The 15,360-nt window shown below is 54.5% G+C and carries 9 protein-coding genes; 7 read left to right on the forward strand and 2 right to left on the reverse strand.

Annotated features, from left to right (window positions below):
- Positions 1-4: 4 nt before the first annotated feature.
- Positions 5-463 (reverse strand): type II secretion system major pseudopilin GspG, encoded by a 459-nt coding sequence (gene gspG, locus R5L00_RS06210; protein ID WP_317653778.1) that lies wholly within the window; start codon positions 461-463, stop codon positions 5-7.
- A 466-nt stretch (positions 464-929) separates the two neighbouring features.
- On the opposite strand from gspG, the gene R5L00_RS06215 reads away from it, so the two are divergent.
- From R5L00_RS06215 to R5L00_RS06245, 7 genes are all read left to right on the forward strand, one after another.
- Positions 930-1,628 carry a response regulator transcription factor gene (locus tag R5L00_RS06215; protein WP_317653779.1) on the forward strand — a complete coding sequence of 233 codons (699 nt, stop codon included), beginning with the start codon at positions 930-932 and terminating at the stop codon, positions 1,626-1,628.
- A gap of 396 nt (positions 1,629-2,024) precedes the next feature.
- Positions 2,025-3,029 carry a multicopper oxidase domain-containing protein gene (locus R5L00_RS06220; protein WP_107693570.1) on the forward strand — a complete coding sequence of 335 codons (1,005 nt, stop codon included), beginning with the start codon at positions 2,025-2,027 and terminating at the stop codon, positions 3,027-3,029.
- 34 nt (positions 3,030-3,063) lie between these two features.
- Complete coding sequence (locus tag R5L00_RS06225) at positions 3,064-5,949, forward strand: multicopper oxidase domain-containing protein (RefSeq protein WP_317653780.1); 2,886 nt, start codon at positions 3,064-3,066, stop codon at positions 5,947-5,949.
- Positions 5,950-6,101: 152 nt separating this feature from the next.
- Positions 6,102-6,725 (forward strand): LexA family protein, encoded by a 624-nt coding sequence (locus R5L00_RS06230; RefSeq protein ID WP_317653781.1) that lies wholly within the window; start codon positions 6,102-6,104, stop codon positions 6,723-6,725.
- A 15-nt stretch (positions 6,726-6,740) separates the two neighbouring features.
- Positions 6,741-7,511, forward strand: coding sequence for a translesion DNA synthesis-associated protein ImuA (gene imuA, locus R5L00_RS06235; protein WP_317653782.1), 771 nt, complete (start codon positions 6,741-6,743; stop codon positions 7,509-7,511).
- Positions 7,512-7,533: 22 nt separating this feature from the next.
- Positions 7,534-9,012, forward strand: a complete 1,479-nt coding sequence (locus R5L00_RS06240; RefSeq protein ID WP_317653783.1) for a DNA polymerase Y family protein — start codon at positions 7,534-7,536, stop codon at positions 9,010-9,012.
- Positions 9,013-9,036: 24 nt separating this feature from the next.
- Positions 9,037-12,207, forward strand: coding sequence for an error-prone DNA polymerase (locus R5L00_RS06245; protein WP_317653784.1), 3,171 nt, complete (start codon positions 9,037-9,039; stop codon positions 12,205-12,207).
- A gap of 51 nt (positions 12,208-12,258) precedes the next feature.
- On the opposite strand, the gene R5L00_RS06250 is transcribed toward R5L00_RS06245, so the two are convergent.
- Complete coding sequence (locus R5L00_RS06250) at positions 12,259-14,481, reverse strand: fused MFS/spermidine synthase (RefSeq protein WP_317653785.1); 2,223 nt, start codon at positions 14,479-14,481, stop codon at positions 12,259-12,261.
- Between the last annotated feature and the right edge of the window lie 879 nt (positions 14,482-15,360).

Consider the following 15,360-nt stretch of genomic DNA (forward strand, 5'->3'; position numbering starts at 1 on the left):
CAACTTACCAGTTGGTGATATCCGCCGCTTCTCCCGCACCGCCGGGCTGACCATCCTTTCCCAACGAATGTAAATCGTACTCCCCGCGTTCACCCGGATACTTGTAAATATACGGCCGTCCCCATGGATCCGGTGGCGCCGCCTTTTTCAGGTATGGTCCCTGCCATTTCGGCTCGTTCGCCGGACGTGTCATTAATGCGGTCAACCCTAGTTCCGTAGTCGGGTAGTGGCCGGTGTCCAGGCGGTACTGGTCCAGAGCCTTTTCGAGGGCATCAATCTGCGCTTGCGCAACTTTTACCTCAGACTTGCCCACCTGAGAAAAATACTTGGGAGCGACATAGCCTGCCAGCAATCCAATAATGACCATCACGACCAGCAGTTCGAGCAACGTAAATCCTTGCGCCGAGTGGCGGCGTGGCAGCGGCCAACGATACTTCACTTCACTATTTTTCAATCTATTCATAGACTTTCACAGCACGGAGCGCAAGCGTCCTGAAACGTAGAGTGTAGAGCTTGGGTGTTACCAAAAAATGACGGAACGGGTGAGATTGACCCCGAGAATCCGTGGGAATCATATTAGCTTCCCAGCAATGTCGCAAGCAATATCGCGGACCGAAGCAAATGTCAAGCCCGGCTGGGGACTGATGAATTATTCATGTCGAAAAAACATTGACTGCCGTTTTCCGGTAAATATCTGCCGCTCGGGCGCGACGCAACTATACCGATCCTTATAAATCTTGAAATCAATCCCAATCGGACTGCCATCTTCGTCGCCGTTACATTCGCATAGTAACGCTTTGAAAAAAAGCCAACTTTTTAACCATGCGCAAACGAATAACCCTATTTGCGTAATGTAAAAATTTAAACTATGCTTTTTTTAACTTCCAATCGTGGCAAAAAAAAAATCAACTTACATCTCCACGTTCATCATGTCCATCCGTGTCCTGCTCATTAACAGTCATCAGATCGTTCTGTGGGGACTGGAAAAACTTATCAACGCCGAGTCGCCGAGCATGGAGGTCGTGGGCAAAGCGACCAACGGGCCTGAGGCCGCGCACGTGGCAAGGGAAAAAAAACCGGATATTCTCTTACTCGACCTTTGTCTTGGAGTAGAAAAAGGCGGAAACCTCATCCCGGATTTGCTCAGGGAAGGACAATTTCACATAATCATCTTCACAGAGTGTCACGACCAGGCCGCCATCGACGAAGCTGTGCTGAATGGAGCGCGAGGCGTAGTCTTCAAAGAAGAGCCCACGCACAACATACTCAAGGCAATCGAGAAAGTTCATGCTGGCGAACTTTGGCTCGACAGAAGCACGACAGGACGTATCTTTATCAACTTTATTCGTGCTGGCCAAAAGCCCACCGCTATCACAAAAAAAATCGGTGCGCTTACCCGAAAAGAGCGTGCCATCGTCACCGCGTTTGCAAACGAAGCGGGCGCTTCCAATAAGAAAATCGCGCAAAAGCTGTGCATCAGCGAACAAACGTTAAGAAACCATCTGACATCCATTTTCAGCAAGCTGGAGATCACGAACCGCTTTGATCTTTTCATGTTTGCCAAACTTCATCACCGCGACGTAGGAATTACCGAGCCGCGCTCGGCGCACCGCAGCCCCGGCTTATAGCTCCGCTCAAGTGCGGAGGGTGCCGCACCTACCCTCTCCGCCTCTTTACGCTCCTCCATGTCTCGGTGCAAATGTACTGATACAACTCCAAAAACAAGTACATCTTCTTAAGCAAATAAGTACAACCCTCCCGTGGTCTTCCTCCCTTCGTAACTCATAATCACCAACAAAAAATAGCGCCATCGGGGGGAGCCTGACTTATGGCTCCTCAATACGGCACTCGGCACTTCAACTCTCCTGTCAGGAATGGTCAGTCACGATCACTGCAATGGGTTGCGCCGCTGCACTGTCCGATTGAACAGCTGAAGAATCAACGCGAACCAGCTCAAGCCGGGCAATTCGCGTCCGACTCTGTTTCGTGTCAACTAACTCATCAACCAAGGGAGCCTTCCAAAAATGAAGTTTCGACGAAGCCATGCTATCGGGGAGTTTTGTGCTTCTGATAACGCCGGGTACACCTCAATCTCGACGCAATTCGGACGCTTTCGCACTGGCCTGATAATACCGTCAGCCCTCTTTCTCGCGGCTTTTTTTCTACCCGTTGGGGAAAGCGTCAGCGCCGATCACCGGATTCAAATGACCGCGGAAGAAATCACTGATGGATTGCTTGCCTACCGGATGGTTCAGCACACCGTCAACGGCGCTGATATCACATCCCGCTACAGCACCGAAGCTACGGTTCCAGGTCCGACGATTGTTCTCAATGAAGGGGACAAGGTGGTCCTCACTATTCGCAATGGCTTAACCATGCGGCCCGATCAGCAGGTTAGCGTCCATCCCCACGGCGTCCATTACATGATCCTCAGCGACGGCACGCTGAAGGTTATCAACAAGGTTGAAGATGAAGGCGCCTACCCTGTCGGTTTTTATACTTATCTTTGGGATGTGGCGCCGGGCACAGCGGGCACCTGGCCGTATCACGACCACAACTTCGCGACCCACAATGGCTCTGAACACCGGGGGCTGTTCGGCGCCCTCATTGTCAACCCGGAATCAGGGACAGTTACTGCAAGCGCCGAAGGCAGAATCCGGAACGTATCCGTCGATAGCATCAAGAAGGATTATGTGCTTTTCCTGGGCGATGATGCCTTTTGGGGAACGGAGATAGATGGCGTCAGCAAGCAGCAAACGCCCCGCTGGACCAACCCTGCCTTGACCGCAAAACATGGGGACAATGTGAGGTTTCATCTGATTGCGATGGGAACCGACCTGCATCAGTTCAGGCTCAAAGGTTACAGATGGGTTGATCCCGGAACCAATAACCTCATCGACAGAGCCGACATCGGTCCGCTCGAAAACCACGTTTTCACCATCAAGTCCTCACATTCAACAGATTATCTCGACAAAAATTTCTCAAATCGTTTGATGGGCATGAGGGGCGACTTTAATGTCACCCAATAATAAAACGCCCCAACAGGACATCAGAGGACAAAGGATGAACAAATTTACACTTAGAATGAAATTATTGACTGCGATGGCACTCGGGCTGATCGCAGCCATGCCACTCGGTTCAACCATGGCCCTGGCTGCTTCCCACAACATTGTATTGTCAGCCGAAATACTGCCTAACGGGCAACCTGGCTACAAGATGGTCAGCCATAGTGGAAACCAGGGCTCGCACTACCCCAGTACCGCCGTCATCCCAGGTCCGACCCTTTTCGTAAAGCAGGGCGACTCGGTGAGCGTGCAGCTCGTCAACAATACCAAGGAAAAAGTAGGTTTCAAGGTACCCGGCCTTTCACATGGCGGAACGGTCGCGCCGGGCCAAACAGGAAACTATAGCGTAGATACCAGCGCACGGGGCACCCACCTCTACCACGACGAGAAACTGGGGCTTACCGGCCTGTTCGGCGCAATCGTCGTTGACAGGCCCGACGGGAAGGTGGAGAGCTACCTTGACGCTGACGGGCGCATTGTTCCGGTGAAGCGACAGGACGTCAAAAAGCAGCAAGTCCTGTTCATGGTCGGCTCAACCTTCTGGGGAACGGAAATTTCCCAGGACGGCACACAGACACCGCTGTGGACCAATCCCACTCTGGGCGCCGTTCATAACGACATTGTGAGATTCCATATCCTGTCGGTGGGACCGGGGCACACCTTTCACTTGCATGCCCACCGATGGCTCAAACCAGTTACAGAAACGAGAAAGGGTAAGGATAGCGCTTCCCGGCATGACAAGGACAGGGATGACTACTCCCATTTCAGAAGAGATGGGGATGGCGACCGGCACGGAGATGACGACGATGATCACCGCCACCACGATTTATCGAAAGGGACCGTCGAACACAGCGGCACCCCTGGCATTATCGATACGAAACTGTTAGCCGACCGTTTTGATAGCCATGCGTTCACGGTTAAAGCAGGCACTGGCGTGGGGCCAGGCAACTGGCAGTACCACTGCCATTTATTTTCCCACATGGAAGCAGGGATGCACGGCAGCTTCAGGGTTGATCCCGTAGGCTCCCCGCAAATGGGAACCAGCATCGCCGGCGCATCTCCCCATGGAGCTATTTTTGGCCATACCAGCAACGACCCCGGCCTCGTCACTTTCATAATTTCGGATCAACCAAGCAGCTGGTTCAGGAGCGCCCGCGCCGACACTATATTTGGCATTACCGGCGGCACCCGGTCGCTGGAAGTCCTGCCTCCCGGCGGAAGCGTCAATTTCATCATGTCGGACACCAACACGGTACATTCGATCACCAGCCTGATATGGCCCAGTGGAGCGCCGCACCTGCCATTTGACCAGGCCAGGGCCTATAAAGGCGGGGGGCTGCTACATTTGTCCAAACCCGGTCTATACGTATTTACCTGCAAGGTGCATCCATACATGTTTGGCGCGGTGATCGTGGACGATCCCGCCACCGATGGTCTTGATCTCGGCGAAACCATCGATCTGGCCCCGGGCATAAAGAACCTGCCCACTAGCAGCGATTTGGCCACTTTCCTGCTGAGAACCTTCTTTGTCGCCACCGCTCCCAACAACTGGCAGGATTACACTTCCGGCAAGCCATGGAACATAACGTATCCCAACGTTTCGGTCCGCATCACCGGCGGAGCTTCCGTGAATTTGTCGGAAGTGCTGATCGCCCGGTACGGCAACAACACCGTCTTGACACCACCGGTTCCCCCCCGTATCCATGGGGTGGGCGAGGTATGGGTCGATACCCAGTTTGAAAAAACGGCGGGCAAGAGCAAACCGGGCACCATTTCCGTCGTTGACACCACGACCTGGAAAGTAACCCGCAAGATCGCCCTGCCGGAGATCAATATGAATAATCCCCATAACATGTGGACCAACAGGGATCAATCGATTGTTTTTCAGACGCAATGGTTTGACAACAAACTGACGATGATCGATAAAAAGACGGGCAAGCTGATCAAAAACATCCGCGTGGGCGAGGCCCCTGCTCATGTCATGACCCGCCCGGACAATGACGACATCACAGTCACCAATAATGGAGAAGACGGAGTGTCGATCATCCCGGCGGGCACAACCAAGGTCAAGGAGATAATGCCCACGCAGAAATCCGGCCAGCTAGCCGCGAACCCCCACGGGCACTGGATCAGCGCGGACGGAAACCAGGTCGTGACGCCAAACATCTTTACCAATGATGTCGGCTTCTATGACATCGACAGCGGAGTCATCCTGGAAAGAACACCTACGGGAGGATCTGCCCCGGGCGCTCACCCCATCGCTATCGGCATGATGCCTGATTCGAGCAAAGCCTACGCGGCGAACCTGTTGCATCATAGCGTGAGCGTGCTCGACAGGAATGGGTCGTTACTAAAAACCATCAACCTCATTGCCGACTATAACCCCATTGACGGAACAATCCAGGACCGGGATGGGGACGGACTGGCAACGGTCGGCATCCTTCCGATTCAGTTGCCCGTTTCCCCGGATGGTCGCGCAGTAGTGGTGGCTAATATGGGTCAATCGATTATAGTCATCGATACGCGCACCGACCGCGTGGTGAAGATGCTTCCCTGCGATCCGGGTTGCCACGGAGCAAATTTTGGTGCGAAAAAGGGTGGGGGATACTATGCCTATGTCACCAGCAAATTCTCCAATGAGCTTATTGTCGTTGACGTCGATCCCAACAATGACGGCAATGTGTCCGATGCGGAAGTGGCAGGCCGGGTTTCGCTCGTAAGCAACAGCAATACCCACACTGATGACCGCATCAGTGGTCTGGCGGGCTATGGCGGGCAAGGAGTTCTTGCCATTCCCAACGTATACAATAGCTGGGTTAAGAACCTGCCTGATGAATGGAAGAGCCAACTCACCCCCGCGCAACGAAACCCGTCCCATCACTGATGTAGTTCCTGAAACTTACCCTCGGCAGCGGCCATCGACAATGATGGCCGTTTTTTTTGCTGATAGCAGCCGGGATTTTCGGTGCCTGTTAATTTGTACTCAGAACAATTGTTCTCTATAATGAGATCAACTGTTCTCAATTCCTTTCTCTCATGCAACAGCTCGACATTTTCTCTTACCTTGGCAAGCTTCAGGATTACTATGCCCGGGAAAGAATCATTCCCTCAACTACACAATTATCTATGCTGTGGAACGTAAAGGCGCGTTCCTGGACACACCAGATCGTGCAACGCTTAAAGGAAGAAGGCTTTCTGGAAACAGCGGCGGGCGGGCGGCTGCGCCCCGGACCCCGTTTTTTCGAGCGAACGGTCGGGCACGCGGTCCGTGCGGGGCTGCCTCAACAGGCTGCCGACGTTCAGCCGGAATTGCTGCGCATAGACGATTACCTGATCGAAAGACCCTCTCAAACCATTCTCTTTCCCGTCAAAGGCGACTCGATGATCGACCTGGGCATTCTTGAGGGAGACATGGTGATTATCGAACGCAGCAATTCAGCCTCGCCAGGGCAGGTCGTGCTGGCAATCGTGGATAATGAATTCACCCTCAAGGTCCTTGCCAGGGATAAGGAGGGTTATTATCTGGAAGCACGCAACGAGAAACAAAGCCAGGATTACCCTCCCATCCGGCCCGGACATGAACTGGAAATCTACGGGTTTTATGTCGGCCTGTTTCGAAAAGCTTCCACTTCCGGGCACCGCGTCGGCCCCAACCGGTAATGATGAGTTATTGCCATGCCGATGCCTGCTTCCCCACCTTTGGCGCCGCTATCGCTTTTGCAAATCGAAGCTCGATTCAGGGGCAGGATATGGCGAGGCGACGCGCTGGGATCTTCCGCAGAGCCGGTTCTTTCCAGTGGCTTTGATGAACTGGATGGTGAGCTGCCCGGAGGGGGATGGCCCACCCGCAATCTGACCGAGTTGCTGCTACCGGCGGCAGGGATGGGGGAAATAAGCTTATTGAGCCCGCCGCTTGCAGAGACTACTCATAACGGAAGAAATATTCTGCTGGTAGGCCCTCCTTATCTCCCTTATATGCATGCATGGGAGAATCTGAATATCGATAGCCGGCGGGTCGTAATGGCCAGGATTTACAAACCTGCCGAGCGGTTATGGGTGCTTGAACAAGGTATCAGGAGCGCTGCCTTTGGCGCAGTTATCGGCTGGCTACCCGAGGTAAGCCAGCAAACGACGCGCAAACTGCAAATCCTGGCAAGGTCTGCCGCCGCGCTGGTCTTTTTGCTCAGGCCGGCCGGCGCGCAATCCGAAGCTTCCGCAGCCCCGCTAAGATTATTGCTCGGTTCGGCACGTGGTCATGCTCTTTCCTTGTACCTGCTCAAGCGCCGGGGCGCCCCCGCTGCCTTACCCATTCGCATTGCCCTCACCTTCTTCCCCTGGACCAGGCACTTACCCGGTTCCACTGCACCGGCGCCTCTATCCACCTTATCCGCTCCAGCCCAACACAATGCTGTGGATCGCTCTTCATTGTCCCGCACTATCGCTTGACTGTATTGAGCGCCGGTTTCCCGTGGCGCTCATTCCGGCAATGGCGGTAACTGCGCGAAAAGGTAACCGGATATATATCCAGCAGGCCAATAAGCTGGCGCAAGAGCGGGGAATAATGGCTCATCAACCTCTTGCCACCGCCCTGGCTCTTTTTTCCGAGTTGGTGGTAATGGAACAGGATCCGAATGAGGAGATGAAAGCGCTGCACGAAGCCGCATATGCCGCGTTACGTTTCACGCCCAATATTGTTTTGCAACACAGCGGCCTTGTTGCGGAAGTTTCCACAAGTCTGAAGTTGTTTGGCGGCCTGAAAAAGTTGTGCCAGTTGCTGATAAAGGCAGTGTCCGCGCAAGGCCTGCAACTCTGCGCGGGGGTTGCTCCTACCCCGAAGGGGGCGTGGCTGCTGGCTCAATCGACACCCTCCGGAACCATAATCAATGGAGCGGGTGCCAAACTCCGCTTATTGCTCGATTCCCTCCCCGTCGCTTTGCTGGAATCGGCCGAGCCTCACCTTGAAGTCATTCGCGGCATAGGCTGCAAGACACTGGCTGATCTGAGACGATTGCCTCGCGGCGGAATAGCGCGGCGGTTCGGCCCCGATCTGCCGGCGGAAATGGATCGCGCCTACGGAGAGGCCCCCGATCCACAGAAATGGTTTAAGGCGCCGGAACAATTTCAGCAAAAGATGAGGCTGATGGCTCAAATTGAAAGCGTGGAACTGCTCTTGATCCCCGTACAGAGAATGATCCATCAGATGTGCGGCTGGCTGGCTTCACGGCATGCAGCGGTTTGCGCTTTCTCATTGGTGTTGCATCACGAATATTCTCTCCGGCAGCCGCACCGGTCTACGCCTGTATATATACAGCTTTCCGAACAGAGCGGCGAGCCGGGACATTTGATGCTCCTGCTGCGTGAACGCCTGGAGCGAACAAAACTGGCAGCTTCGGTTTGCGAGCTGACACTGGCAGCGGATGAAATAGCAGCGGGGATGGATGCCAATCTGGAACTGTTCCCACATGCGCAATCGGAAACTACTTCATTGAACCGGTTTATCGAGAAGCTTTCCGCCCGCCTTGGTCCTCAGGCAGTCATGGGTTTGAAGGTTATTCCTGACCACCGGCCGGAACGCAGCCAGCGATTCGAGACGCCGGGAATAAGCGCGATGAATGGGAGAAAGAGTGTTCCAGGCCAGGAAAAACACCGGGAAGTCATGCCCTCTGAATTGACCCGTCCTGCCTGGCTGATGGAAACCCCGCTGGAGCTGAAGCTGCAACGCCGGCAGCCTGTTTATGGTTCCCCGTTGAAACTGATTGCAGGACCGGAACGGATCGAAGCAGGCTGGTGGGATGATGCGCTGGTGGCGCGCGATTATTTCATTGCGGAGAACGCCCTTGGCCAGCTGTTATGGATCTACCGCGAACATAGTGATAGGGGCGAACCCAGCGAACATAACGCAGGGGCCAAAAACTGGAGCTGGTATTTGCAGGGACTGTTTGGCTAGCCATTGCTCATCATGAGCTTACCCATGAATTCCATGAATTCTTTCGTTCCCTCCTACGCTGAACTTCACTGCCGTTCCAGCTTCAGTTTCCTGAAAGGCGCCTCCATGCCGGAAGATCTGGTCGAGCACGCGGCAAGCCTGGGCTATGCCGCGCTGGCCATCACCGATGAGTGTTCCATGGCAGGGGTGGTGAGAGCCCATTCGGAAGCGAAGAAAACAGGACTGCATTTGCTGATCGGCAGCGAATTCATCCTGGAGGATGGATTGAGGCTGGTTTGCCTGGCCATGAACCGGAATGGTTACGGCAATCTGTGCGAGCTCATCACACTGGCGCGGCGACGCGCTGAAAAAGGTGCTTACCGCATCAGCCGCGCTGATTTCGAAAGCTGCCCGGATGCACCTCATCTCGCGCTATTACCAGACTGCCTGGTCTTGCTGATACCTCATCCTGCCCAGGCAGAGCGCTCTTTGCTTGATGACATGCGCTGGGTGCTGTCGGTCTTCCCCGGACGCTGCTGGACCGCTGTCGAGCTTTTGCTTCATGCTGCGGAAGATGTCCTGTTCGGAAGAATACGGCAGGCTGCGGATACCACGGCCATGCCGCTTGTAGCCGCAGGCGATGTCAGCATGCATGATGCTTCCCATAAACCCCTGCAGGATACGATGACCGCAATCCGGCTGGGCAAGCCGTTATCGGAATGCGGTTATGCCCTGCAGCCCAACGCTGAGCAGTACTTGCGCTCGAGATTGCAGCTGGAACAAATTTATCCCCTGGAACTCCTGTCGGAAACGGTAAGCATTGCCGCCCGCTGCACCTTTTCCCTGGATGAGCTGCGCTACCAGTACCCCGATGAATTGACCGGCACTGACGAAACCTATGCCGCTTACCTGCGGCGCATGGTGGAAGAGGGCATCGCCACCCGTTTTCCGCATGGCATTTCAGCCAAGGTCAGGAAGCAGGTTGAGCATGAACTGGATCTGATCGCCGAGCTCAACTATGAGCCCTATTTCCTGACGGTATTCGATATTGTAAGGCATGCCCGTTCGCAAGGCATTCTGTGCCAGGGCCGCGGCTCGGCGGCCAATTCGGCAGTCTGCTATTGCCTGGGCATTACCGAGATCGACCCCGAGCGCAGCAATTTGCTGTTCGAGCGATTCATGTCCAGGGAGCGAAACGAGGTTCCGGACATCGACGTCGATTTCGAGCATCAGCGCCGGGAAGAAGTCATTCAGTATATCTATGAGAAATATGGCCGGGACCGCGCCGCCATCGCCGCCACGGTCATCACCTACCGCACCCGTTCGGCGGTCCAGGATGTCGGCAAGGCCCTCGGCCTGGATCTCGAACGCGTCAGGCGGCTGTCCGGCTCGTTTGCCTGGTGGGACAACAGCTCGGAAATCCGCCAGCGTCTGACCGAAAACGGCTTCGATCCCGACAGCCCGGTTATCCAGAAGCTGATTGCGCTGACCACCCTCCTGTATGGCTACCCGCGCCATCTATCCCAGCATGTAGGTGGCTTCGTCATTACCCGCGACAAGCTGTGCCGTATGGTCCCCATTGAAAATGCCGGCATGCCGGACCGCCGCATCATCCAGTGGGACAAGGACGACCTGGACGCGGTAGGGCTGATGAAAATCGACGTGCTCGCGCTCGGCATGCTTTCGGCCATTCGCCGCGCACTGGATCTGGTTTCCGCCCGCCGGGGAATCCCGTTCCGGATGCAGGATATTCCCAAGGAAGATAAAGAGACCTACGACAGGATCTGCAAGGCCGATACGGTGGGCGTCTTCCAGATCGAATCGCGCGCGCAAATGTCCATGCTGCCGCGTTTGAAACCGCGTAACTTCTATGATCTGGTGATAGAAGTCGCCATCGTCCGCCCCGGCCCGATTCAGGGAGACATGGTGCACCCCTATTTGCGCCGCCGCCAGAAGCTGGAGGAAGTGAGCTATCCGGGCGAAGGCGTGAAAGAAGCACTGGAGCGTACGCTCGGCCTGCCCATTTTTCAGGAACAGGTCATGCAGTTGGCAATAAAAGCGGCTGGTTTTACCTCGGGCGAGGCAGATCAGTTGCGGCGCTCCATGGCCGCCTGGAGAAAGAAAGGCCTTCTCGGTTCTTTCCGTGCTCGCTTGATCGGGGGCATGGTCAGCCGCGGCTATAAGCTGGAATTTGCGGAACAGATCTTCCGCCAGATCGAAGGCTTTGGCGAGTACGGATTTCCTGAATCCCATGCAGCCAGCTTCGCGCTACTGGTTTATGTATCGGCCTGGCTCAAGTGCCATGAACCTGCCGCTTTCCTGTGCGCCATGCTGAATAGCCTGCCGATGGGTTTTTATAGCGCCTCGCAATTGATTCAGGACGCCCGGCGGCATGGTGTTGAGATCAGGCCTGTGGACGTGACTGTCAGCGAATGGGAATGCACGCTTGAAGAGCAGTCTAATTATTCTTCCCCATCCATTGCATCCACCGCACCTGCTCTATCCATGTTGCCTGCTGTGCGGCTGGGGCTGAATAGAGTGAAAGGAATGGGCCGGGAAGCGGCCATTCGCATCATGGAGGCAAGGAAAATCTGGCCGTTTGAAAGCCCCAGCGATCTCGCAAACCGCGCACTATTGAACGCCGCTGAAATCCGCGCGCTCGCCAGCGCGGATGCGTTACTCGCCCTGTCAGGCCACCGACGGCAGACGCTATGGGCGGTCGCATCCCACATCAGGCAACAGGACATGATGCGAGGCGCGCCAGTGAAGGAAGCATTGCCAGTCATCACCGCCGCGCCCGAGGGGGAGGAAATCCTGTCGGACTACGCCAGCACGGGACTCACCCTGCGCAGGCACCCGCTGGCCCTGTTGCGCCCGAAATTGTCGCGGATGAATTTGCGCTCGGCCATGGAGCTGGATAGCTGCCCGCCGGGGCGGCTGGTGCGGACGACGGGTATCGTCACCTGCCGCCAGCGTCCCGGCACAGCCAGCGGTGTCATGTTCGTCACGCTGGAAGACGAGACCGGGATAATCAATGTTGTCCTATGGAACCAGCTGATCCAGAAGCACCGTCGCGAAGCATTGGGCGCAAGGCTTTTGACAGTGTACGGCGTATGGCAATCCGAAAGCGACGTCAAACACGTGATTGCCAAGCGGCTGGTGGACCACAGTCATTTGCTGGGTGATTTAATGGTGACGAGCAGGGATTTTCATTAGTTTCACCCTAATCTGCCAGACACTCTCCGAAGAAGAACACAGTACAAACCGTTAATTACGGATTTCAATCGGATTGATACTGCTGAAATGATCTGTCCATAATGGAACATTGGAAATATTTGGATCCACCTCGCGAATGAGATTGCCATTGTCGTCAAAGTAACGCCGATTTACTGAGGGGAATAAAGATAAGTACTCGGGATCTTCCGTAATAATGAAGTAGTGGTTGTTGCGAATCAAACGGCCAGGCTCCCCAGACTGGAATTTATTGCGGAAGCGCATGCCTAAGTGCTCAGCTTGGCGTTTGACAGCCGGATACAGATTCAAATATCCATTGGTAATATTGATCACGATGAATCCGTCTGGCTTCAGATGCCTACGGTAAATTGCAAATGCTTCGCTGGTGAGCAGATGAATAGGGGCCGAACCACCCGAAAAAGCGTCAAGCACGATAACGTTATACTGCACATCTTCTGGCGCCTGCTCCAGCTTCAGGCGCGCATCGCCGAGTATTGTTTCCTGCGTCCTTGCCTTGCACCGGGGGACATTATCAAACCACTGGTTGGCAATCTGGATCACCTCGGGGTTGATTTCATAAAAATCATAATGATCCGACTCTCGGGCGTACGTGGCCAAAGTCCCAATACCCAAGCCGACGATAGCTACTCGTATTTCCGAATACTTTGATTTAGCGTACTCCAGGGTCTCGCCGGCACCGCTCTCCCTGGAGTGATACGAAACCGGTAGCGCGCGTTTGTCGAGATGAGTGAATTGAACCCCATGGTTGACCTGTCCGCTGTAGAACACCCGGTAGCTTTGGGATGGATCTGTCCGGTGTACCCGTTCCTTGACCGCAACAGTTCCATAGAAATTACGGCTGCGATGAAGATAAGCTTCTTCAAACTCAGGTGAGGAACGTTGCCGCCACTGGAAAGGATCCAGCCAAAAACATACGACGCCAGCGGCCAGTAAAGCGCCCGCACCAAATAAAAACCGTCTAACCTGATCTGCCTTTTTGTTTTGAATTACCTGTAGCGTGGATGTTGGCCTCGAAGCCAATATGTAGGTGCCCAAGGCGATAGCCGACAACAGGCATAATGTCCATTCATAAAATTCGTCAAACAGGTTGGTGGCGACAAGCGCGACAAATAACCCGCCGCAAGCGCCTCCAAAAGACATCCACAGATAGAACTCCGTCAGGTGCTCGCGGGACTTTGGGCGCAGCCTTACCAGTTCGCCGTGACACATGAAGCAGATCAGGAACATCGCAAGAAAATGGCTCCAGCGCACCTGGGTTACGCCAGGGTCCCATTCGAATCCCAATCGCTCAGTTATATCCTGACCGCCAGTCAGGATCAGGATGGTCAATATACACACGATGGCGGTAAGACGGCGTCGATACCACCGCTCGTGATCGAAACAGATAATGAATGTCAGCAGATACAAGCTGAGCGTAGTGATCCACAGTCGCGGTTCGGGAGCAATATCATGACTCACGCGATCCGTTGTCGCGATAAAGGCTAGAGAAGCAAGCGCGGGCAGAGCGACCCAACCAACCCGTTGCCACTGGCTGGGAAATTCAGACTGGATGCGTTCTTCCGAAGAGAAAGCGTCGTGATCAGCGGAAGAAAACGATGAATGCCGTTGGAACATTTGAAACGCAGCTGCGATACAGAACGACGCGAATATCCAGAAACCGATTGTCCAATAATTGCCAAGCTGCGGTAACTCAAAAAGGGGTTCAAAAAGATAAGGAAACGAGAGCAACCCCAGGAATGATCCGAAGTTCGACAGTGAATACAGCCGGTAAGGTGACCGGCCGGGGTAAGCATGGCTGAACCAGTATTGAATAAGGGGTCCGGTGGTCGCGAGACAGAAGTATGGAATGCCCACACAAGCGCCAAGCAGTAACAAGATTTGCCATATCGGGCTCTCGGTGCCGGTGGGTTTAAAGTATTCGCCAGGGATAATGAAAGTGGCCAAATAAGCGGCAATCATTACTAACGCTATGTGTACAAGGGTCTGTTGCCTGATCGATAAAAATCGCGAAACCAGATGAGCATATGAGTAGCCACAAAAGAGAAGGCACTGAAAAAACAGCATCGCAGTCGTCCAGACCGCCGGACTTCCTCCAAACCAGGGCAAGATGAATTTACTGATCAGTGGCTGGACCTGGAACAACAGGTAGGCACTGACGAGAATGGTTAGCGCAAGTGTCACGCCGACGACCACATGGGCAGATACAGGGTCAATCGTTTCCGTTTGCTGTGTCATTAGTTGTTCCTCGCTGGAAGGCAACACCGATGTGAACCCGAGGTCTGTCCGATTTTCTCTCCGGGAACTTGCCTATATATGCATGGGCGACATAAAGCGCCTTGTCAAGCTCGGCTTTACGAATTCCCACCCAAGCAACCATAGACGTAAAGCGCGGTGGCTTTGAATCAACCGTTAATGCGTGACCTCGATTTCTGGGTACTACGTACGCCGGTCCGGCGCCCAAGTCCGGCAGGGATATGGGCGATGGGTGTTGGTGATGGAGGATGGGTTGGGCCAGTTGACAATCTGCGATCAGAAGAGCAGACGCAGACTACAAGAAAGTGGGGAGCAGACCAGCTAACGCCTTTTTGCGCGCAAACAAACTTACAAGGCTTGTTTTTCCTGCACTGCCATCTATAAAGGAAATACGTGCCTATGGCAATTTTTGCCAGATGTGAGGAGATCTGAAATGAATATGCCAGGTTTTACCGCCGAGTCCTCGGCTTATAAGACAAGAGGACACTATCGCCATTATCAAACGGCCTCAGGTTTTACGGATCACAGCACAAGTGTTGTGCAGCCACAAGCATGTGACCTCGCCTGTCTCGGCGAATGCCGGGAGGGCTGTGCTGGCCTCACGGGCAGGGACCATGCGGACTGCGTTAGGCTCTGCAGATCGGAATGCGGCTGCACACCGCAGCCTCAGACGTGCGGACCATGTCAGTGCAACGCGGCAACCGGCTGGTCGCAGCGATGCTGCGGTCCCAACGGAACGAATTGCTCCCAACGAGCTTGCACGCCGCCGGGAGAAGGATGCACTGTCCGGGACAACCGTACCTGCCTCCCCTGGCCGCTGGATTCCATCTGCTGGGGCAGTTGCGAGCGGACTTGCTGCCA

This window comes from Nitrosospira sp. Is2 (genome assembly GCF_033095785.1).
GTDB lineage: Bacteria > Pseudomonadota > Gammaproteobacteria > Burkholderiales > Nitrosomonadaceae > Nitrosospira.